Origin of the sequence: Nocardia sp. CC213A (assembly GCF_030766805.1) — a bacterium.
In the GTDB taxonomy this organism is placed as follows: domain Bacteria; phylum Actinomycetota; class Actinomycetes; order Mycobacteriales; family Mycobacteriaceae; genus Nocardia; species Nocardia otitidiscaviarum.
Window position 1 is genome coordinate 494,145 of record NZ_JASFXA010000004.1, and the last position, 21,676, is coordinate 515,820.

General features: G+C 70.4%; 13 protein-coding genes. 3 read left to right on the forward strand and 10 right to left on the reverse strand.

All coding sequences use genetic code 11. The features are described 5' to 3' along the window. Positions 1-175: 175 nt before the first annotated feature. The 3 genes from QJS31_RS10630 to QJS31_RS10640 form a co-directional block, all read right to left on the reverse strand. Positions 176-9,580, reverse strand: a complete 9,405-nt coding sequence (locus QJS31_RS10630; protein ID WP_306356552.1) for a non-ribosomal peptide synthetase — start codon at positions 9,578-9,580, stop codon at positions 176-178. A gap of 233 nt (positions 9,581-9,813) precedes the next feature. Next, positions 9,814-10,794 carry a helix-turn-helix transcriptional regulator gene (locus QJS31_RS10635; RefSeq protein ID WP_195145073.1) on the reverse strand — a complete coding sequence of 327 codons (981 nt, stop codon included), beginning with the start codon at positions 10,792-10,794 and terminating at the stop codon, positions 9,814-9,816. Positions 10,795-10,850: 56 nt separating this feature from the next. Next, positions 10,851-11,672 carry a M23 family metallopeptidase gene (locus QJS31_RS10640; protein WP_306356553.1) on the reverse strand — a complete coding sequence of 274 codons (822 nt, stop codon included), beginning with the start codon at positions 11,670-11,672 and terminating at the stop codon, positions 10,851-10,853. Between the two features lie 325 nt (positions 11,673-11,997). Here QJS31_RS10640 and QJS31_RS10645 point away from each other — a divergent pair, with 325 nt between their 5' ends. Both QJS31_RS10645 and QJS31_RS10650 read left to right on the forward strand, forming a co-directional pair. Continuing rightward, positions 11,998-13,035, forward strand: coding sequence for a nitronate monooxygenase family protein (locus QJS31_RS10645; protein ID WP_306356554.1), 1,038 nt, complete (start codon positions 11,998-12,000; stop codon positions 13,033-13,035). 61 nt (positions 13,036-13,096) lie between these two features. Continuing rightward, positions 13,097-13,489, forward strand: a complete 393-nt coding sequence (locus tag QJS31_RS10650) for an SCO5389 family protein (RefSeq protein ID WP_039817336.1) — start codon at positions 13,097-13,099, stop codon at positions 13,487-13,489. A 176-nt stretch (positions 13,490-13,665) separates the two neighbouring features. Here QJS31_RS10650 and QJS31_RS10655 read toward each other — a convergent pair whose 3' ends face one another. The 7 genes from QJS31_RS10655 to QJS31_RS10685 form a co-directional block, all read right to left on the reverse strand. Beyond that, on the reverse strand, positions 13,666-14,451 hold the full coding sequence (locus QJS31_RS10655; protein ID WP_282786520.1) for a helix-turn-helix domain-containing protein: 786 nt from the start codon (positions 14,449-14,451) through the stop codon (positions 13,666-13,668). A gap of 89 nt (positions 14,452-14,540) precedes the next feature. Then, positions 14,541-15,302 (reverse strand): hypothetical protein, encoded by a 762-nt coding sequence (locus QJS31_RS10660; RefSeq protein ID WP_306356555.1) that lies wholly within the window; start codon positions 15,300-15,302, stop codon positions 14,541-14,543. A gap of 50 nt (positions 15,303-15,352) precedes the next feature. Then, on the reverse strand, positions 15,353-16,603 hold the full coding sequence (locus QJS31_RS10665; RefSeq protein ID WP_306356556.1) for an ABC transporter substrate-binding protein: 1,251 nt from the start codon (positions 16,601-16,603) through the stop codon (positions 15,353-15,355). After that, positions 16,593-17,648, reverse strand: coding sequence for a branched-chain amino acid ABC transporter permease (locus tag QJS31_RS10670; RefSeq protein ID WP_306356557.1), 1,056 nt, complete (start codon positions 17,646-17,648; stop codon positions 16,593-16,595). Before QJS31_RS10670 ends, QJS31_RS10665 begins: the two co-directional genes overlap by 11 nt. Further along, positions 17,645-18,532: a branched-chain amino acid ABC transporter permease gene (locus QJS31_RS10675; protein ID WP_282782512.1), complete on the reverse strand. Its 888-nt coding sequence runs from the start codon at positions 18,530-18,532 to the stop codon at positions 17,645-17,647. The genes QJS31_RS10670 and QJS31_RS10675 overlap by 4 nt, the downstream gene beginning before the upstream one ends. Then, positions 18,529-19,296 carry an ABC transporter ATP-binding protein gene (locus QJS31_RS10680; RefSeq protein WP_306356558.1) on the reverse strand — a complete coding sequence of 256 codons (768 nt, stop codon included), beginning with the start codon at positions 19,294-19,296 and terminating at the stop codon, positions 18,529-18,531. Before QJS31_RS10680 ends, QJS31_RS10675 begins: the two co-directional genes overlap by 4 nt. 34 nt (positions 19,297-19,330) lie before the next feature. Then, the gene (locus QJS31_RS10685; RefSeq protein ID WP_282782516.1) at positions 19,331-20,089 is read right to left on the reverse strand and encodes an ABC transporter ATP-binding protein; all 759 of its coding nucleotides are present in this window, start codon (positions 20,087-20,089) and stop codon (positions 19,331-19,333) included. Between the two features lie 224 nt (positions 20,090-20,313). Here QJS31_RS10685 and QJS31_RS10690 point away from each other — a divergent pair, with 224 nt between their 5' ends. Beyond that, positions 20,314-21,600 carry a CdaR family transcriptional regulator gene (locus tag QJS31_RS10690; protein ID WP_282782518.1) on the forward strand — a complete coding sequence of 429 codons (1,287 nt, stop codon included), beginning with the start codon at positions 20,314-20,316 and terminating at the stop codon, positions 21,598-21,600. Positions 21,601-21,676: the final 76 nt, after the last annotated feature.

The window sequence follows — 21,676 nt, forward strand, 5'->3', positions numbered from 1 at the left end:
GTCTTCCCGACCCATCAACTCCGCCTCATTCTTGCCGTCTACGTCTGCGCGCCGCGCGGGCGCACATCCTGCTTCATCGAATCTCTGCGCATCGACCGTTACCCCGGCGGTGGACGGCCGCCGGAGTATGGGGATTCCGGCTCCACAGCATGCCGGAATGACGGACGGAATGCACTCAGTCCAGCGGCACGACCGCGGGCAGCCAGGGAATGCGCCGCGCCGCGTCCAGGTCCGCCCCGTCGTAAACGACGACGGCGCCCAGGTCCTCCAATGGTTCACCACCGAGCTCGGCGAGCCCCGCGCCGTCGGTGAACAGATGCGATACCCATTCGTCGGCCAGCACCTCGGCCAGCGCGCCGTGCGGCGGCACCGCGGTGACGACCACGGACGCACCGCTGGCGCCGGCGGCGAGCACCTCGACCACGGCGGCCAGCGCATCGGCGCGGCCGAACCGGAAGGTTCGCGACTCGAAGGTCAGCTCGGTGTGGCCGCTGACCCGGTTCACCAGTTCCGCGAGCTCGTCGTAGCTCAGTCCCCGGTCGGCGTGCGCGAAGGCGAGGTCGCCGCCCTGCAGGGCACGGGCGCGGTTGGCGTAGGTGACCGGGCGGGGTGAGGCCGCCGCGATCTCCGCGACCAGGGTGGGGTCGGCCAGGACCAGCCAGTCCACGCCGTTGCCGGAGTTCTCGGCGCTCGCGGTGAGGCCGACCTTGACCACCAGGTCGGTGGGCAGCTCGGCAGCGGCGGCGGCGACCGGGACCACGGCCGCACCGGACTTGAGGACCGCCCAGGTGGCGACCACGGCGTCGACACCGCGGTCCAGGCGCAGCGCGACACCGGTGCCCGGACCGCAGCCGCGGCCGATGAGCACCCGCGCCAGCCGCGAGGAGCGGGCGTCGAGTTCGGCGTAGGTCAGGGCGTCCTCGCCCCAGACCAGGGCCGGACCGTCCGGGTCGTCCTCCACGGCGGCGGTCAGCAGCAACGGCAGCTGGGTGCCGCGGGTGACCGCGGGCGCGGCGTCGGAGAACCCGGCAGCCGCGCTGTGCGAACGCTGCTGTACGCCACCGAATTCGATGGCTCCCACGCGTTGGCGCGGGTCGGCGGCCACGGCCGCCAGCACGCGCTGCAGGCGCTCACCGAAGGTGTGGATGGTGGACTCGTCGAAGATGTCCGAGGCGTAGGTGAGGGCTCCGGCGAGTTCGCCGACCGCGCCGTCCTCCCACTGTCGTGGGTCGATGGTGACCTGGAGGTCGAACTTGGCCGACACCGCGCCGGTGTCGAGCGCGCTGATGGACAGGCCCGGCAGTTCGAGGTCGGGTCGGTCGGTGTTCTGGAACGACAGCACCACCTGGAACAGCGGGTCCTGGGCGTTGGCCCGGTCGGGCGCGACCACCTCGACCACGCGCTCGAAGGGGATGTCGGCATTGCCGTAGGCGGCGAGGTCGGTCTCCCGCGCCTTGTCGACCAGCTCGTCGAAACTCGCCGCCGAGTCCACCGCGGTGCGCAGCGCCAGGGTGTTGACGAACATGCCGACCACATCGTCGAGCACCCGCTCACCGCGACCCGCGATGGGCGTGCCGATGGTGACGTCGCCGCTGCCGGACAGCCGCGACAGCAGCACCGCCAGCGCGGCGTGCACCACCATGAACAGCGAGGCGTTGTGCTCGCGGGCGATCCGCGCCAACCCCTCGTGCACCTCGGCGGGCACCGTGAAGGTGGTGGCCCCGCCCTGCAGGGTGCGCACCGCGGGTCGCGGACGGTCCAGCGGCAGGTCGAGGGTGCCGACCGCGCCGTCGAGCCGATCCCGCCAGAAGGCCAACTGCCCCGCGGCGACCGAGTTCTCGTCGTCGTCGGTGCCGATGACCTCGTGCTGCCAGAGCGCGAAGTCGGCATACTGCACCGGAAGTGGCGACCAGGCGGGCGGATTGCCCTGGCAGCGCGACACGTACGCGGTCACCAGATCGCGGGCCAGCGGCGGCAGCGACGCGCCGTCCGCGGTGATGTGGTGCACCACGACCACGAAGTAGTGGTCGGTTCCGGTGTCGCCGTCGGTGCACAGCAGCGCCCGGATGGGAACCTGTGCGGTGACGTCGAATCCGGCGGACAGCACCTCGGTCATGCGGTGCAGCGCATTGCCCAGCGGCTCCACGGTCAGTCCGCCCGGCAGCGCCTCCGCGACGGACACGATGTCCTGGTAGGCGATGCCGTCGGCGTCCACGGGATAGCGGGTGCGCAGCGATTCGTGCCGCTCCAGCACGTCCAGCACCGCCAGGCGCAGTGCCTCGATGTCGAGCGTGCCCGAAAGCCGCAGCGCCAGTGGGATGTTGTAGGCGGGCGAATCCGGATCGAGCTGGTTGATCACCCACATGCGCTGCTGCGCCAGCGACAGCGGCACCCGCGCGGGACGCTCGGCGCGCACCAGCGGCGGTCGGTTCTCGGCGGTGCCGGTCACCACCCGGGCGGCCAGCGCGGCGACGCTGGACGCCTCGAACAGCTCCCGCACGGCGAGATTCGCGCCCAACGCCTCGTTGATGCGCGCCACCGCGCGGGTGGCCAGCAGCGAATTGCCGCCGAGGGCGAAGAAGTCGTCGTCCACGCCGACCTCGGTAGCACCCAGCAGGGCGGCGAATTCGGCCGCCACCACGCGTTCGGACTCGGTGCGCGGGGCCCGGTACTCGACGGAGCCGCCGAATTCCGGTGCGGGCAGCGCCTTGCGGTCCAGCTTGCCGTTCGGAGTGAGCGGCAGTACGTCCAGGGCCACGATGGCGTCGGGAACCATGTAGGCGGTAAGGAATTCGCCCAGCGCGGCCTTGATCTCGGCCGGGTCGAGCGCGGTATCGCCTTCGGGCACCACATAGCCGACGAGTTGGTCGACGCCGTTGTCGTCGCGCACCAGCACCACGGTCTGGCTGATGCCCGGAACCCGCAGCAGCGCCGATTCGATCTCGCCGAGTTCGATGCGGAAGCCGCGCAGCTGCACCTGCTGGTCGCTGCGGCCCGCGTACTCGAGGTTGGCCTCGCCGCCGAATCCGGCCCAGCGGCCGACGTCACCGGCGCGGTACATGCGCGAGCCGGGCGGGCCGTAGGGGTTGGCCACGAACCGTGCCGCGGTCAGGCCCGGACGCCCCAGGTAGCCGCGTGAGAGCTGTGCGCCGTCCACGTAGATCTCGCCCGCCACGCCGACCGGAGCCGGGTGCAGGCGCTGGTCGAGTACGCGCGCGCCCAGGCCGGGCAGCGCCCGGCCGATGATGCTGCTCGGCTGCTGCGCCAATTCCTCGTCCAGGGCCAGGAACGACACGTGCACGGTGGTCTCGGTGATGCCGTACATGTTCACCAGCGTCGGCGCGTCCGGCGCGTGTCGGTCGTACCAGCGTCGCAGTTGCCGCAGATCCAGTGCCTCACCGCCGAACACGACATAGCGCAGCGCGTAGTCGCCGCTCTGCGCCGCGGCGGCGCGGTCGGCCTCGGCCAGCTGGTAGAACGCCGACGGTGTCTGGTTGAGCACCGTCACCCGCTCGCGAATCAGCAACTCGCGGAACTGTTCCGGCGATCGCGAGGTCAGGTGATCGACCACCACCACCGCGCCGCCGTTGGCCAGCGCGCACCACAGCTCCCACACCGAGAAGTCGAAGGCGAAGGAGTGGAACAGCGTCCACACGTCGTTCTCGTCGAATTCGAAGTGCGCCTGGGTGTTCGCGAACAGCTCCACCACATTGCGGTGCGCCACGCCCACCCCCTTGGGCACGCCGGTGGATCCGGAGGTGTAGATCACGTACGCCAGGTGATCGGCGCGCAGCGGGGCGCGCCGTTCGGCGTCGGTGACGGGCGCGTCGGAGAAGCTCGCCACCTCGTCGAGCAGCACCACCGGGAAGTCCCCGGCGGGCACCGACTCCCGCTCATCGGTCGTGGTCAGCACACAGGCGGGCTGGGAATCGGCCAGCATGAATTCCAGCCGCTGCGTCGGGTAGGCGGTGTCGACGGGCAGGTAGCCCGCACCGGAGATGAGCACCGCGAGCAGCGCCACGGGCAGCTCCTCGGTGCGCGGAACGGCGACCGCCACCAGCGTTTCCGGGCCGGCGCCGTAGGCGATGAGGGCCCGCGCCACCACATTGGCGCGGCGCAACAGCTCGTCGAAGGTCAGCGTGGTGTCGCCGTAGCGGACGGCCGGGGCGTCGGGGCGACCGGCGGCCTGCGCGGTGATGAGGTCCACCAGGGTCACGTCCGGCACCGGCACGCCGGGCGTATTCCATTCGTGCAGGACGAGTTCGCGCTCCCCCGGCGCGTAGACGGCGATATCGCCGACCACGGCGCGGGCGTCGGCGGCCACGGCCGCGAGAATGCGGCCGAGCCGATCGGCGAAGTCCAGTACGGTCGCCGGGTCGAACAGATCCACGGCATAGGTGTAGGTCAGCGCCATGCCCTGGGTGTCGGTCCGCTCGGTGACATCCAACTGGAGGTCGACCAGCGCGGTGCGCTCGCCGCGCCCGGTCTGCCCGGCGGTGAGCAGCACCTGGAACGGCGGATGCCCGGCGGCCGAACGAATCACGTCGAGCACATCGGCCAGCCGCTCGGAGCCGCCGCCCGCGCGGCCGAACACCTCGGCGTCGGCGCGGGTCACCGCCTCGAGCAGGTCGGCGAAGGCGATGCCTGGGTCGATCTCGGTACGCAGCACGACCGCGGCCGAACCCGGGTGCACCGCACCGAGTTCCGGGGACACCGCGCCGACCGCGATCTCCCGGGTGCCGCCGGACAGCCGCGCCAACAGCACCGCGAAGGCGGCGTGCACGACCGTGAACAGGGTCGAATCCGTCTGCCGCGCCAGCTCCGCGAGTGCGGCGGCGACGTCGGCGGAGATGTCGAAGCGCAGCTCCCCGCCGCGGCGCGTGGGCGTCGCCGGACGCGGCCGGTCGGCGGGCAGTTCCAGCTGGCCGGGCACCGCGCCCGCGCGCCACCAGTCCGCCCGCGCCGCGAGCGCCTCCTGCGGTGCGCCGACGAAGCGGCCGATGAGCATGCGCAGCAGGTCGGCCAGCGCCCGGGCCGCCGGGTCGCCGACGGTGTCGCGGCGGTGCCAGATCTTGAAGCGCAGGCACGCACCGGATTCCACCACCACGGTCACCGGGTAGTGGGTGAAGGTCACCGACTTCACGCCCGCGACCTCGAGGCCGTCGATGGAGCCACCGGCGGCCTGCAGGCCCTCGGCGTCCACCGGATAGGACTCGTAGGCCACCAGCGAATCGAACGCCGCACCGGTACCGGCCGCGCTCTGGATCTCGGCCAGGCCCAGGTAGTGGTGTTCGAGCAGGCCCGCCTGCTCGGACTGCACCGCGGTCAACAGGTCCCGCACGGACTGCTCGGCGTCGAAGCGCACCCGCACCGGAATGGTGTTGACGAACAGGCCGATCATGTCGTCCACGCCGTCCAGCTGCGGCGGACGACCGGAGACGACCGCGCCGAAGACCACATCCTCACGATCGGTGAGCGTGGCCAGCACCAGCGCCCAGGCGGCCTGCACGACCGTATTGACGGTCACCTCGGCATCGGCGGCGAACGCGGTCACGGCCTGCGTCTCGGCCTCGGAGAATTCGAATTCGATTTCGCCGTAACCGATCTCCGCCTGTTCAGGGCGTTCCAGCACGGCGGAGACGGCGGTGGGCTGCGCACCGGCCAGGGTGTCGCGCCACGTGTCCAGGGTCGCCGCGCTATCCTGCCGCGCCAGCCACGCCAGGTAGTCGCGGTAGGGCCGCACCGGCGGCAGCGGCGACGAATCACCGTGCGTCGCATAGAGGACCAGCAGATCCTTCATGAGCAGCGGCAGCGACCAGCCGTCGAAGAGCAGATGGTGCGTGGTCAGCACGAAGTGGATGCGGCCGGTGCCGGTGCGGTACACCGTGAAGCGCATGAGCGGTGCGGCGGCCGGATCGAAACGGGTGCGCTGGTCTTCCTCGAGCAGCGCCGGAATGTCCTCGTCGGCTACGTCCAGCAACCGCCACGGCACCTCGAGGGCGTCCACCACGACCTGCACCGGGGTGCCGTCGGCGGCGGTCACGAAGGCCGCGCGCAGTCCGGCGTGGCGGTCCAGGATGGCCTGCGACGCCCGGTGCAGCCGTTCGAGATCGACCTGACCGGCCAGTTCCAGGGCGAACTGGGTGACGTAGTCGTCGGCCGCGCCCTGGGTGAGCTGGGTGTGGAAGAGCAGGCCCGCGCCCAGCGGCGACAGCGGCAGCACATCCGAGAGCCCCGGATACGCCGCGCGCCAGCCGTCGAGTTCGACCTGGGACACCCGCACCAGTGGCACATCCGAGGGCGTCAGACCACCGGCGGCGGGATCCTGCACGTGGCGGGCGACGGCGGTGAGCGCGCGCACCCAGTCCTCGGCCAGTTCCCGCACGGCCGCCTCGTCCAGAATCTCGGCGGCGTACTGGACCGACACCGACATGCGCGGGCCGTCCTCGCCGTCGGTGACGATGGCGTTGAGATCCACCACCATGCCCGCGGGCATGGTCGGATCCTGGTCGACGCTCAGCTCGCCCAGCGCGTCGGTGGGCAGCCACGCGGCGTCGGCCATGCCCTCGGGCACCTCGCTGGCGGAGACGCGGCCCAGGTAGTTGAAGCCGATCTGCGCCAGCCGCCCGTTTAGCTCCGCGGCGGATTCCGGGTCGAGGTAACGCAGCAGGCCGAAGCCGATGCCCTTGTCGGGCACGGCGATCAGCTGTTCCTTCACCGACCGCAGCGCGGCGGCGGTGACCGAGCCGCCCTCGAGCGCGGCGGCGGTGTCGATGCCCGACAGGTCGAGCGCGACCGGATAGACGGTGGTGAACCAGCCGACGGTGCGCGTGATGTCCGCGCCCGGCAGCACGCTCTCCTCGCGGCCGTGGCCCTCCAAACGCACCCGGGTGACCGGGGATTCGATGCCGCGGCGGGCGCGCCAGCCGCGCACGGCCAGAGCGAGCGCGGCCAGCAGGCCGTCGTTCACGCCGCCGCGGTACAGCGCCGGAACCTCGGTGAGCAGGGCTTCGGTGATATCGGCGGGCACCTGCACGGAGAACCGCCGCACGGTGGCGAAAGTGTCCACGGCGGAATCGAGTTCGCGCGCGCCCAGCAGCGGGTCCGGGGTGGCGAGCACCTGCCGCCAGTACGGCAGCTCGGCCCGACGCTCCGCCGAGCCGGCCACCTCGTGCAGCCCGTGCGCCCAGCGCCGGAAGGAGGTGCCCACGGCGGGCAGCGTCGGCCGCTGCCCGGCGGCGCGCTGCATCCAGGCCGCGACCAGATCGGAGATGAGGATGCGCCACGAGACGCCGTCGATGACGAAGTGGTGCGCGGCGATCAGCAGCACGTCCGCGGCGTCCGGGCGGTGCAGCCAGGTGCAGGCCAGCATGCGACCGGCCGCCGGGTCCAGTGCGTCCAGGGTGGCGTCCATGGCGGCGCTGCCGATCCGGGCCAGCTCCTCGCCGGTGGCTCCGGCCGGGACGTCACCCTCGGCGAGCAGCGAATCGGCCGATACGGCACCGGCTTCGGGCACCTCGAGCTGGAATCGCCCGTCCCCGTGGACCAGTCGCGCCCGCAGGATGTCGTGGTGGGTCAGTACGTGGTCGAGGGTTTCGGTCAAGGCCGCACGGTCGATGTCCTCCGGCAGCGACAGCACCATGCTCTGCGAGAACCGGTTGTACACACCGTCTTCGAGATAGTCGGCCAGCACCGGGGTCAACGCGATGGTGCCCACGCCGCCGCCGGGCAGCTCCTCCAGGGTGACCGGCGCACCGCCGTCGCCGACAATGGCGACCTTGGCCAGCGCGGCCACGGTGCGCTGCTCGAAGACGTCCTGCGGGGTGAACACGATGCCCGCCGCGCGGGCCCGCGACACCAGCTGGATGGACAGGATCGAATCGCCGCCGATGGCGAAGAACGAATCGTCCGCGCCGATCTCGGACACCCGCAGCAGTTCCGCGAACAGCTCCGCGATCTTCTCCTCCACCGGGCCGGACGGGGCACGGGTGGTGGTGGTCTCGAATACCGGCTCCGGCAAGGCATCCCGGTCCAGCTTGCCGTTCGGGGTGAGCGGCAGGTGGTCGAGCACCACGATGGCCGAGGGCACCATGTGCGCGGGCAGGCCGCGTCCGACGTGCTCGCTCAGCGCGGCCGGATCGGCGGCCCGGCCCGGCTTGGCCAGCACGTAGGCGACCAGCGCGGTCGCGCCCGAGGGCAGCGTCTTGCCCATGGTGACCGCGAAGTCGATGTCGGGATGCGTGGTCAGGGCATTGTCGATCTCGCCGAGTTCGATGCGCAGACCGCGGATCTTGACCTGGAAGTCGGAGCGGCCCAGGTATTCGATGACGCCGTCCTCGCGGCGGCGCACCAGATCGCCGGTGCGGTACAGCCGCGCTCCCGGATGCCCGGTGTCCGCGCCGAACGGACTGGCCACGAAGCGTTCCGCGGTCAGGCCCGGCCGGGCCAGATAGCCCTGCGCCAGTGCCGGACCCGACAGGTACAGTTCCCCGGTCACGCCCGCGGGCACCGGCCGCAGCCGGGTGTCCAGCACGAACGCGCCCACCCCGGCGATGGCCGGGCCGATGGTGATGGGCTCGCCGGGCACCATGGCCGCGGTGCTGGTGGCCAGGATGGTGGCCTCGGTGGGGCCGTAGCCGTTGTAGAAGGAGCGGCCCTCGACCGCCCAGCGCGCGACCAGCTCGGGACCGAACTTGTCACCGGCCACCACCACGACCCGCAACTCGTCGAGTCCGGTCGGGTCGACCGACTCCAGCGCGGCCGGGGTGATGAGCATGTGCGAAACACGTTCGCGGCGCAGCAGTTCGGCGAGATCGTCACCGCCGAAGACGCGGGGCGGGGACACCACCAGCGTCGCGCCGGAGGAGAAGGTGAGCAGCAGCTCCAGCACCGACACGTCGAAGTTCGGGGAGCACACGTGCAGCACGCGCGAATCCCCGGTCACCGCATAGTGTTCGCGCTCGGCGGCCACCAGACCGGCCAGACCGGTGTGGGTGACCACCACGCCCTTGGGGCGGCCGGTGGAACCCGAGGTGTAGATGACGTAGGCCGGATGCTGCTCGGTGAGCGGGCGCACCCGGTCGGCATAGGAGATGGGGTGCGCCGGATGGGCGTCGATGCGCTCCGCGCGCACCGGATCGTCCAGCTCCACCCAGTACACGGTGGTGCCCAGGGCCGCGCGATGCGCGGAGGTGGTCAGCCCCAGCACCGCGCCGGAATCGGTCAGCAGGTACTCGATGCGTTCGGGCGGGTAGCTCGGATCGACGGGCACGTACGCCGCGCCGGTCTTGGCGACCGCCCACACCGACAGCACCGACTCGATGGACCGGGCGATGCCGATGGCCACCACGTCGCCGGGCCCGACACCGCGCGCGATGAGTTCGCGGGCCAGCTTGGAGGAGGCTTCGTCCAGCTCACGGTAGGTGAGTTCACGGGTATCGGCCGGAGCTCCGGTCGGATTGAACCGGATGGCCACCGCGTCGGCGGCGGACTCGACCGCGGCCGTCAGCAGTTGGGCGAACAGCGGGCTGCCCGACCGGCGGCGACGGCTACCACGTGCGGAACGGCGGACAGTATCCATTCGAGCTAGTTCACCTCTCGCAATTCATCAGGTCCGCGCGACCGAATAGCGAATCCGGCCCGCGCCCACGGCGTCGATCCGGTGTCGTCGCCTGGGCCTGCGGTCCGAGCAATCCTATATGGGGGAAGCGATGCGGCCGAGACCGCCCGAGCTCCCTATACCCATCGGTACGAGGGGGCGCAGGTGTTGCACGGTTCCGTCAACGCAGTGACATACACCACAGAGAGTGTCGGTCAGAGCCAACCCCGCCGGGTGGCCTGCACGCCCGCCTGGAAGCGGGTGCTGGCTCCGAGCCGTTCCAGCAGGCTCGCGGTCCGCCGCACCACGGTGCGGCGGGACAGGCCCAGTCGCCGCGCGATGGTGTCGTCGGTGGCCCCCAGGCTCATGAGCGTGAGGATGGCGCGATCACGCTCGTCCAGGGACTCCTGCGGGTTCACCGAGATGGGCGTGGACATGGCCCACAGCACGTCGAAGGTCTTCACCAGCAGGTCCAGCGTCGGGGAGACGCTGATGCGCAGGCCCATGGGGTCGCCGCGGCGCTCGTCGGTGTGCAGCACCAGGATGGCGCGCCGGTCGTCGGCGACGATCAGCTTCATCGGCGGATCGGGCAGCGTGCGCGCCTGCGCCCCGGCGGCATTGGTGGCCAGCACGTGCCGCAGCCGTTCCGGATCCTGGTAGATGGTGTCCTGGTACAGGGTTCGGTAGCCGATGCCCTGGGACAGCCGCGCGGTCTTGAGCTCGAAGAGCCGCTCCTCGGTCTCCACGTCGGAGAGGTAGGGGCCGCGTTCGATCGTCTTCACCTGGGTGTGCGCGGTGTGCTGCAGATCCTCGAAGTCGGCCAGCAGCTGCCGTCTTTCGTACACCGCGACGATCGCGCCGTTGGTGTCGGTGGCACGGCGCACCGAGCGGAAGGTCTCGCCCAGCCGTGCGGCGGCGGCCTGCATGCGTTGCGTGTCGTGATGGCGGCGACGCGATTCGGCCTCCGAAAGAGCTTCCGGCGCATGGGCGTCCCAGCGGACGCTGCCGTCGTGATCGACGATGCGTACCGCCGCCTGAATGTGGCAGAGGGCTTCCAGCGCTGCCTCGGTCACGCGGGGCGGGGCGCCCAGTCGTGCCGCGACTTCGGTCAGTGTGGACCGCGGGTGCTGGACCAGCGCGGCGTACGCGCGGCCCGGCAGCGTGGTCGGGTCGAATAGTTCATCCAAGGTCGTCACCGCACCCACCGGGACGCGTCGGTCCGGAAACCGTCCCGGCACGGGCGCCTGACGATCTACAGGCCCGGGCCCCACTGCTGCTGCATGACGACGCCCTTGCTGGCCAACCACGGCAGCGGATCCATCTTGTTGCCCGCGGCATCCCAGATCTCCAGGTGCAGATGCGGGCCGGTGGACTGACCGCGATTGCCGACGGTGGCGATGACGTCGCCCGCGTTCACACGCTGGCCCTCGTGCACCAGCATGTCGTTGACGTGGCCGTAGACGGCGGTGGTGCCGTCGTCCTGCAGGATGCGCACCCACAGGCCGAAGCCGGAGGCCGGACCAGCCTCGACGACGGTGCCACTCATGACGGATTTGATCGGCGCGCCCAGCGCGTCGGCGAAGTCGACGCCGTAGTGCATGGCGCCCCAGCGGCTGCCGAAACCGGAGCTGATCTGACCGGCCACCGGCGCGACGGCCGGGGCGAACTGCTGCTGCAGGCTCTTGAGGGTCTGCTCGGCCTGGGCCAGCGGGGCGGCGATCTCGGGCGGCAGGTTGGTCAGGCCGAAGGGGGCGGCCTGGCCCGCGATGGGGGCGGCCTGCGCGTCGGGCACCGCGGGGGCCGCCGGAGCGGGGGCCTCGGCCTCGGTGGCCTGCTCGAGGGTCTGGGTGGCGAGGCTCAGATCGGTGTCCTCGGCGGCACGCTTCTCGGCATTGTTGCCGGACAGCGGCGCGGCGTTGGCGAGTGCGGGCACCAGCTGGCTGGCGCTGCCGATGAGGGCGCCCGCGGCGACCGCGGCGCCGGCGGCGACCTTCACCCGGTCGGCCGTGCTGGGCTCGGCGCGATGCCGACGGTTGGCCCGAACGCCGCCCGCGTTCTCGCCCAGCAAATCCATAACTGATACGGAGTTCGAGTTCTCTCGGTGCTGAGCCAAAGCTTTGTCCTAGCGTTCGGGTGGTGATGCTTCCGGTAACGATTCGGCATCGCTGTGACGGAAACTGTACTCCGTCGTGACCATTCCGCAACCTTGCTTGGCCGAAATTTGGGTACTCAGTCCTATCCCCTCGACGGAAACCAACTGGACACATGCCTTCTACCTGCGGTTTCCGCCCGCGCCCCGGACACCCGGCAAACCGGACGACACGCATCGAGGGGACGGCCCGTGCTGTTACATACCGCCCGCGCCGTGACCTCGAGGTCATCCGGAGCACACTGGGCGCATGCTTCTGGACGAGCTGCGCACCCCCATCGTGTCGGCCCCCATGGCGGGCGGACCCTCCACACCCGAACTCGCCGCCGCGGTGTCGAACGCGGGCGGACTCGGCTTCCTGGCCGCGGGCTACCTCTCCGCCGCCGACACCGCCGCGCGTATCGCGCGCACCCGGGAGCTCACCGCCGCGCCGTTCGGCATGAATCTCTTCGTCCCCGCCGCGCCCACGCCCACCGCCGACTACACCCGTTATCTCGAGGAACTGCGCCGCGACTTCCCGGTCGGCGAGCCGCGCTACGACACCGACGACTGGGCGGCCAAACTCGACCTGCTGACCGACGCGCCGGTGCCCGTGGTGTCGTGCACCTTCGGCTGCCCCTCGGCCGCCGAGATCGCCCGGCTGCGGGCGGCCGGATCCGAGGTGTGGGTGACCGTCACCTCGGTGGCCGAGGCCCGGCTGGCGGTGGCGGCGGGCGCGGACGCGCTCATCGCACAGGGCAGCGAGGCGGGCGGTCACCGGGGTTCGTTCGCGGACCGACCGGAGGACGACACCACCGATCCACTCGGCCTGCTCGCCCTGCTGCAACTGCTCACCGAGGCGGTGCGGGTGCCGATCATCGCGGCGGGCGGCATCGCGACCGGCGCGGCCGTCGCCGCCGCGCTCACCGCGGGTGCGTCCGCCGCCCAACTGGGCACCGCCTTCCTGCGCTGCCCGGAGGCCGGCACCCCGGCCCTGCTCCGCGACGCCCTCCCCCTCGACACCCCCACCATGCTCACCCGCGCCTTCACCGGCCGCCGAGCCCGCGGCCTGCGCAACCGCTTCCTGCTCGACCACCCGGACGCCCCCGCCGCCTACCCCGAGATCCACTACGCCACCGGCCCCCTGCGCGCCGCCGCACGAGCCGAGGGAAATCCCGACGCGGTCAACCTCTGGGCCGGCCAGAGCCACACCCTGACCACCGCGCAACCGGCGGGCGACCTGGTGCGACAGTTGTCCGAGGAGGCGAAAACCGCTCTGCGAAGCACACTTTCACGACGGTTCGAATGAAATTGACAATCTTTGTCATTTAGAATCGGCTGGCACCTTCCGCCATCCCAAGGAGAGCGCCATGTCACTCGAGGTACCCACCGCACTGTTGGAACGCGCCGAGCGCGGTGAGGTCAGCGACGCCGACTTCGTCGCATGCGTGCGCGATTCGCTGCCCTACGCCTACGCGGTCGTCGAGCGGGTGGCCGCGGAGCTGCGCTCCGGCACGGCCGAATACGCCGACAACACCATTGCCCCGCCCGACGAGACCGCCCGCGGCCAACTGCTGCGCGCCATGGCCTCCGATGCCATCCGCGGCGGTCTCGAGCGCCACTTCGGCGTGAAGCTCGCCTTCCAGAACTGCCACCGGGTAGCGGCCTTCCCGCTCTCGGCGGTGGGCGGCGACACCTACGGCACCTTCGTCTCCACCCGCGCCCAGCTGCTCAACCAGAGCCCGGAACTACGCAACTGCTGATGTTCACCACGGATTCGGCGTGCGGGACGGCAGTGTCCTGCACGCCGAATCCCATGGTGAACACACGCACTCGGTGGTGACCCCCCTTCGGACACCACCAGCCCATCGAGATTCCGATCCGCACCCCGCTCACGTCAAGCCGGCGGTGGCACACATTTCGTGTACTGTGCGCCTGCTCACCGCTCCCGCATCGAGCGCGGGGTGAGCAGGAAGATCTCGTAGTCGCACCAGGGATGCAGGGACTGGAGCGAGCGCATGCGCCAATTCGTCTCGCGGCCCGCAGGATCCAGCATGACGACGTGATCGTCGTCGAAGATGGCGGGATCCATCGGGTTGTTCCACATGTATTCGAAGCGCGGGTGCGACCGGCACGCTTCATAGACAGCGGCTACCTCCGTGTCGGGCACCACACCGGCCGAGAACTCGCGCAGCCCATAGATCATCCGGTGCACGATGGGCTCCCAGTTGACCAGGATCTTCTCGGCCCGCGGATCGGTCATCATCTGCACGATCACATTGATGGGTCGCTCCGGCGTACCCAGCGCCGGATCCAGGAAGGGGCACATCTCGTTGGCGGCCGCGTTCGCCGCCAGCACGTCGTACTGGGGCACCCGGTGCAGATACGCCGGGTACGGCATGGAGTCGATGAATTCGAGGGCATCGGGGGTGATGGCCTCCGGGGATCCCACGGCCCAGGGCGCCAGCTCCCCCATCACGATCGACATCACCCGGCGGCGTTTGTCGTAGCGCAGGTCCAGCGCGTCGCACCACTGCCGGATGACCGGCACCGTCGGATTGCGCTCCTCGTTCTCATACTTCTGATATGCGGACTTGGACATGAACAGCGCGTCGGCCACCTGTTTCTGCGTGAGCCCCTGAAGCAGCCGCTGCTGTCGCATATACCCGCCGATCGTCTGGTGGGCCTGCTCGTAGATCGGGGATTCGGGTGGTAGCTCGGGCATCGTTCCTCCTGTTCTATCCACCCGAATCCTCCCATTCGGTCCTGAGAGCCGGGTCGCGGCGGCGCAGGGGCGGCGGCGAACGCCGTGGACTACTTGGGCGGGGCCGGGGTCATCGGGTTCTTGCAGGCGGGGAGTTCGGGCGGGCAGGGGGACAGGATGGTGCTGAAGTACTGGAAGGCGGAGAAGAGGGCGAGGGGGCCGCCCACCGTGACCAGGCCGACCATGCCGCCGACGGCGCCGAGGGTGGCGGCGCCCATGACGCAGCCGGCGATGGCGGCGCCGACGAAGGGCAGCAGCAGGGCGATGACCGGGCTGGCGATGGTCGCGCCGGCCGCGCCGCCGACCAGGCAGCCGATGCCGCCGCCGACCACCGCGCCGATGATGGCGCTGATGGCGCTGCCGATGGTGAGGCGTTGCGCCAGGGTGCCCAGCGCCGCCTGGTCGCGGGGGGTGAGCGATTCCGCGACAGGCGCGGCGACCTGGTCGGCGGTGACGATCTCGCTGGCGGCGATATCGGCCACCGGGGTGCCGCCGTCACGCTGCGGCGTCAGCACCGCGGTGCCGCCGTCGATGCGCGCCGTGATCGGGTACGCGGTGTCGTTCATGCGGTAGGTGAGCGGGACGGCCGCCACCGGAGTGCCGTCGGCGGCGGTCAGCACCAGTTGGTCGCCGACGGTCCGCAGCGCACCGTCGCTGGTGGTGAGGACGGCCGCATCGCCTTGGCGGCCGACCTCGTAGTGCACCTCGGTCTGGGTGGGTGTGGGCGCGGGTGCGGCATTGCCGGTGCCCGCGGCGATCCCGAGGGAGACGGTGGCGAGTGCGGCGGTGACGACGGTCTTACGGAACTTCATGGTGATCCTCGTTGATCCGGTGGGGAACTGAATGGGTCGTAGGGACAGGGCTATTCACTGGTGTCGATGACGGAGCCGACGGCGGTCCAGTGGTCGTTCTCGAAACGCTGGATCTGCACGCCCTCCATGGGGAAGGCGTCGTCGGGTCCGGTGGTGAGGGTGATGCCGGGCAGCAGGGTGTCGATCTGCACGCCGGACAGCGACCTGGCCGCGGCGCTGAGTCCTTCGCGGGTGGGGCATTTCGCGGAGGCGAAGGTCTTGGCGAAGCTGTCCGCGGCGGCCCAGCCGATCAGGGTGTAGGTGTTGGTCGGGTCCGCGCCCGGGGCGTAGGTGGCCAGCTTCTCCCGATAGAGCGTGATGGCCGGATCGTCGGCCCACCGCGGATCGGCCGGATCCTTGGTGAAGGCACCGGACACCACGCCCTGCACGTTCTCCAGCCCGACCGGCTTCAGCACGCTGAGCGAGTTGGCCACCATGGACAGGATGTGCAGCGGGTTCCAATCCGGGTTGCGAGCGTCCCCGGCCAGGGCTTGGGAGGCGAACTTGGGTGTCGAGAAGTTGAGCAGCACATCGGCTTTCGAGTTGGCCAGATTGCGCAGCTGTGGGTCGACGGTGGGATCGGTGACCTCGTAGCTCTGTTCGGCCACCACCCGCACCCCGCTGCCGCCGATGGCCTCGACGAAGTTGTCGCGCAGGTCTTTTCCGAAGTCGTCGTTCTGGTACAGCACGGCGACGGTGGCGTCGGGCTTCTCCTGCCGCACGAACTCGGCGAAGGCGCGCCCCTCGGCCCGGTAGCTGGGCTGCCAGCCGATGGTCCACGGATGTTCGGTGTCCGCGCCCCATTTGGTGGCACCGCCCGCGACGAAGATCTGCGGTACCTCGCGCTGGTTCAGGTAGTCCCAGACGGCCGAGGAGGTGGGGGTGCCGAGGGTCTGGAAGATGGCGAACACCTGATCCTGTTCGACCAGACGGCGCACCTCCTCCACGGTCTTGGGTGGCTGGTAGCCGTCGTCGCGCACCTGGTATTCGACAGTGCGGCCGTCGATTCCGCCGTGTTCGGCATTGAGGTAGTCGAAGTAGGCCCGCACCCCCTTGGGGATCTCCCCGTAGGCCGATGCCGGACCGGAGAGCGGGTAGACCCCGCCCAGTTCGATGGTCGAGTCGGTGATGCCGACCGTCTGTTGACCCTTGCAGTCGCCCTGGGCGACGGTGCCGTCACCCTCGCCGCGACCACCGCAGGCGCTCGCCGCGAGCAGCACGGCCGCTGCGGCTCCGATGACGCGAATGACCTTAGTGCGCATTGGTTTTCCCTTTCCGAACGAGATTCCCGATCCACTGCGCCGCACGGCCGGCGAGCCCGGCCAATCCGGTCGGCGCGAGGTACATGACCGCGACGAGCAGCAGTCCGAAGACCACGCCGGGCGCGGCCTGATTGACGTCCTGGGCGAGGCTGGGGACGTACATGACGAACAGTCCGCCCAGCAGCGGCCCCCAGAGCGAGCCCAGTCCGCCGACGACCAGTCCGGCCAGCAGCGTGATGGACAGCCCGGTCGCGAAGGAGTCGGGTGAGACGAAGGCGATCACCCAGGTGTAGACGCAGCCCGCGATCCCGGCGAACATGGCGCTCCAGGCGAAGGCGAGGGTCTTGTAGTGCGCGGGGCGCACACCCATCACCTCCGCGGCGGTCTCGTGATCCCGAATGGCGTTGAGCGCCCGCCCGACTCGCGAGCGCACCACCCCGGCGACGAACAGGAAGCTCACCGCCGCGACCGCGAGGGACAGCAGGTACAGCCACTGGTCCTCGGCCAGCCCGGTCCATGCGGGCGCTTCCGGTTTGGCCACGGTGAGTCCCATGGAACCGCCGGTCAGCGTTTCGAAGCGTTTGAGCAGCGGCACCAGGAAGATGGCGATGGCCAGCGTGACCAGGGCCAGATAGAGCCCGCGCAGCCGCAGCGCGGGCACGCCGAGCGCGTAGCCGAGTACGAAGGTCAGCGCGGCGGCCACCGGCAGGGTCGCGAGATGCGGTGTGTCCCAGCGATCCAGCAGCACGGCGGTGGTGTACGCGCCGATCGCCAGGAACGCGCCGTGGCCGAGCGAGATCTGCCCGGTCTGCCCCACCAGCAGGTTCAGGCCGAGCAGGGCGATGGCGTACACCAGTGCCATGGACAGCTGGAAGGTGTGGAAGGGCGCGAGCTGGAACGGCGCATAGCAGGCCACGCCCAGCAGTGCCAGCGCGGCCACCGGATGCCGGTGGCGCAGCGGCCAAGCGGGAACGGAGCGTCCCTGCGTACCGGAAGGCGTTGCGGCCGTTCTTTTCTCCGTCAGGACCGTGGTCTCGTCACTCATACCCGCTCCACCACCGCTCGCCCGAACAGCCCCTGCGGTCGCAGCAGCAGGACGCCGAGGATGATCACCAGCGGCACGCCGATCTTGAGTTCGGTGCCGATGACGTCCACGTAAGCGCCGGTGAGGGTTTCGGTGACGCCGACGATGAGGCCACCGGCCACCGCACCGCCCGGACTGTCGAAGCCACCCAGGGTGGCGGCGGCGAAGGCGTAGATGAGAACCCCTCCCATCATGTTGGGTTCGAGAAAGAGCACAGGCGCGGACAGCACTCCGGAGACGGCTCCGACCAGGGCGGACAACCCCCAGCCGAGGGCCAGGACGACGCCGACCCGAATGCCGGACAGCCGCGCCGAGGCGGGATTGCTCGCCACCGCCCGCATGGCCAGGCCGATCTTGGTGTAGCGGAAGAGCAGGTAGATCAGTGCCATGACCAGCGCCACCACCACGATCACGCCGAGGCTGCCGTATCCCGCGGTCACTCCCCCCGCACGTAACGCACCGTCCGGGAAGGGATTCGGGAAGGACTTCACCTGGTACGACCAGATCCACCCGGCCGCGGCGTTGACGAAGAAGTAGAGGCCGACGGTGACGATCACGAGGGTGAGTTCGGGCGCGCCCTCGACGGGCCGGATCACCACCCGCTCGATGAGCATGCCGCCCAGGAACGAGACGACGAGCGTGGCGATGAGCGCCTGCCAGAACGGCATTCCCATCTCGGTGAACTGCCAGGCCAGGAAGGCGGAGAACATGGCTAGCTCGCCCTGGGCGAAGTTGACGATGCCGGTGAACCGGTAGATGAGGACCATGGCCAGCGCCAGACCGGCGTAGATCGCACCGGCACTGAGCCCTTCGATGAGCTGTTGCAGCAGTCCGGACACGATCACACCCGGTATCCCAGGTAGGACCGCGCGACCTGGTCGTCGGCGCGGATGGCGGCGGCGGTGCCGGACAGCACGATTCGCCCGGCCTCGATCACATGCGCGTGCTGAGCGATCTCCAGCGCCAGGTGCGCGTTCTGTTCGACGACTATCACGGTGGTGCGCTCCTCGGCGTTGATGGTGTGCACGATTCGGAAGAGCTCCTGGGTGACCAGGGGCGAGAGTCCGAGAGAGGGTTCGTCGAGCAGCAGCAGCCGGGGCCGCAGCATGAGCGCGCGGCCGATGGCCAGCATCTGCTGCTGGCCGCCGGACAGGCCGCCCGCGGGTTCGGCCAACTTGTCCCGCAGCACCGGGAAGAAGTCGAAGACGCGGGCCAGGTCGCCGTCCACTCGGGTGCGGTCGCGTCGGGTGTAGGCCCCTACCCGCAGGTTCTCCTCGACGGTCAAGGCCGTGAAGGTGCCCCGCCCCTCGGGTACGTGAGCGACACCCAGTCGCGCCACGGATTCCGGTGCGCGCCCGGTGATCTCGGTACCGTCGAGCCGAATCTCGCCGCTCACCTTCACCATTCCGCACAGCGCCCGCAGCAGGGTGGTCTTACCCGCGCCGTTGGGTCCGAGCACCGCGCACACCTCACCGCGACGGACCGCGAAGTCGACCCCGTGCAGCACGCGCGCCGCGCCGTATCCGGCGTGCAGGTCGTCGACGGTGAGGAAGGGGCCCTCGGGTGCCGCCACCGATCGCCGGGCGGCCCTCGGCCGTCCCCCGCTCATGCCGCCGCCCCCGACCACGCGACCGCTCCCGCGCTCATGCGGCGCTGCCCAGGTAGGCGGCGATCACGGCCGGATTCCGCTGCACGGCTTCGGGTTCGCCGTCGGCGATGACGCGGCCGAACTCCAGGCAGACGACGTGCTCGCAGGTGCCCATGACGAATCCCATGTGGTGTTCGACCACGATCACGGTGAGCCCGAGGTCGCGTTGCAGGGCGCGCAGCCGTTCGGCGAACTCGTCGACCTCACCGTGGCTGAGGCCGTTGACGGGTTCGTCGAGCAGCAGCAGTCGGGGCCGCACCGCCAGCGCCCGGGCCAGTTCGATGCGTTTGAGCGTGCCGAAGGGCAGACCCGCGGCGGGCCGATCGGCCACCTCGGTCAGTTCCAACCGCTCCAGGAGTTCGTCGATCTCCGCGCGCAGCCGTGCCTCCTCGCGGCGCACCCGCGGCAGCCGCAGCCCCGCCGCCAGGAATCCGGCGCGGGCGCGGTGGTGCGCGCCGACGAGCACGTTGTCCCGGACGGACATGCGGGTGAAGAGGCCGAGGTTCTGGAAGGTCCGGGCGATGCCGAGGTCGGCGAGCGCGTAGGGCGGCCGCTCCAGCAGTGACGCGCCCTCGTAGACGATCGATCCGGCATCCGGGGTGTACCGCCGGGTGAGGCAGTTGAACAGGGTCGTCTTGCCCGCGCCGTTGGGCCCGATGAGACCGACCAGGCCGCCGGCGGCGACCCGGAAACCGACGTCGGACAGCGCGGTGATCCCGCCGAAGCGGAGCGTGAGTTGGGAGATTTCGAGCATGCGTCCTCCGGCCCACCGCGCGGCGGCGGGCTGTCGTCGGTATCGAGCGCGAACCGCGCCCGCCACCGGAGGGATAGAACTCGCTCAGCGTAAATTCGCAGGTCAGGGGGCACACTGGACGCGGAGGACCAACTTCGCGGACGGCATTTGTCCCCCGTGGACATGGTCTGCGTCACATTCCCGGCGTTGACACGCCGGGGCGACACGTGGATTAATCCCGTCCCATGTCCGCTGGATCACAATCGATCGGGGCCGCGCATTACTCCGAGAGCGTGCTGGCCGCCCGCACGCGCATCGTGACCCGGCTGTTCGACCACGTGCACGACATGGCCGATATCGGCGTCGCCGCCATCATGGGCCGGATTCCCGCCTATGCCGCCCGCGATGAGACCTTTCACGCCGATGTGCACGATCAACTCGCCCAGCTGTGCCGGATAGGGCTGGCCGCGCTGCTGGAGAATCGGAAGGTGACGCCCGGGGATATCGCCTACACGCGGCGGGCGGCGGCGCGGCGGGCGCGGTCCGGACTCGCGCTGGTCGACTACATCAATGCCTTCCGGCTGGGTCAGCAGGCGCTGTGGAAATCGCTCATGGACTACGCGGGCGACTCCGAGGACGACCGCGAGGCCGCGCTGTCGATGGTGGTGCCGCTGAACCGGTACTGCGATCTGATCAGCACCCAGGCGGCCAACGCCTATCTGGAATTCCAGCGCTACCAGTCCGAGAACGGCCACGAGAGCCGGGAACTGCTGGATGCGCTGCTGAGCGGCGCACTGCCGGAACGTGGTCCGCAGCTGTCGCTGGCGCACGGCTTCGGCATCGGCGTCGACGCCGCCGCACCGCTGGTGGTGGTGACCGCGGCGATATTGGATCCGCCCGACGCCGATTCGGACGCCACGCAGCTCACCGCGTCGGCGCTGGCCCGGGTGGGGGTCAACGGCCTGCGCACCCTGTCCGGGTCCTACCGCAACGAGGTGGTGGCGATTCCGGCGCTCGGCCGCGGCAGCACCGACGAGCTGTGCGCGCGGCTGCGTGCGGCCCACGACAAACTGCGGACGGCTGGGATCCGGCTCGCCGTCGGCGTGAGCCCGGTGGTCACCCGGATCGCGGATCTGCCACGGGCACATCAGGAGTCGCGCTCGGCACTGGAGCTGCTCCCGGAGGACGGCGGCGTCATGGCGCTACCGCATCTGACACCGTTCCGCTACCTGATGCTGCGCGCCGACGACACCGCCCGGCATCTGGTGGACCCGCGCATCGCGACGCTGCTGGCCGAGGACCGCTCGCGGGGCGGGGTGCTGGCGGCGACGATCCGCGCCTTCGCCGCCGCCGATATGAATCTGCGCGAGGCGGCGGAAGCACTCTGCATCCACCCGAATACGGCGAAGTACCGGCTGGGGCGGATTCAGGAGCTGACCGGGCGGAATACGCGCGGTGTCGGGGATCTGATCGACCTGCTGGTGGCGATCGAACTCCAGGACCCGCGGCGGCGTGACGAGGTCCCGCGCTAGTCGCGGTATCGGGTGCACCGGCCATCCGCGATGGTCGATCGACAGTACCGCGTGCTCCGGCCGTCGGCCGGGCGGC

Coding starts and splice junctions, on each gene's coding strand:
- QJS31_RS10630 (WP_306356552.1), bottom strand. CDS start 9,580: ATGGATACTGTCCGCCGTTCCGCACGTGGTAGCCGTCGCCGCCGGTCG.
- QJS31_RS10640 (WP_306356553.1), bottom strand. CDS start 11,672: ATGGATTTGCTGGGCGAGAACGCGGGCGGCGTTCGGGCCAACCGTCGG.
- QJS31_RS10645 (WP_306356554.1), top strand. CDS start 11,998: ATGCTTCTGGACGAGCTGCGCACCCCCATCGTGTCGGCCCCCATGGCG.
- QJS31_RS10650 (WP_039817336.1), top strand. CDS start 13,097: ATGTCACTCGAGGTACCCACCGCACTGTTGGAACGCGCCGAGCGCGGT.
- QJS31_RS10655 (WP_282786520.1), bottom strand. CDS start 14,451: ATGCCCGAGCTACCACCCGAATCCCCGATCTACGAGCAGGCCCACCAG.
- QJS31_RS10660 (WP_306356555.1), bottom strand. CDS start 15,302: ATGAAGTTCCGTAAGACCGTCGTCACCGCCGCACTCGCCACCGTCTCC.
- QJS31_RS10665 (WP_306356556.1), bottom strand. CDS start 16,603: ATGCGCACTAAGGTCATTCGCGTCATCGGAGCCGCAGCGGCCGTGCTG.
- QJS31_RS10670 (WP_306356557.1), bottom strand. CDS start 17,648: ATGAGTGACGAGACCACGGTCCTGACGGAGAAAAGAACGGCCGCAACG.
- QJS31_RS10680 (WP_306356558.1), bottom strand. CDS start 19,296: ATGAGCGGGGGACGGCCGAGGGCCGCCCGGCGATCGGTGGCGGCACCC.
- QJS31_RS10685 (WP_282782516.1), bottom strand. CDS start 20,089: ATGCTCGAAATCTCCCAACTCACGCTCCGCTTCGGCGGGATCACCGCG.
- QJS31_RS10690 (WP_282782518.1), top strand. CDS start 20,314: ATGTCCGCTGGATCACAATCGATCGGGGCCGCGCATTACTCCGAGAGC.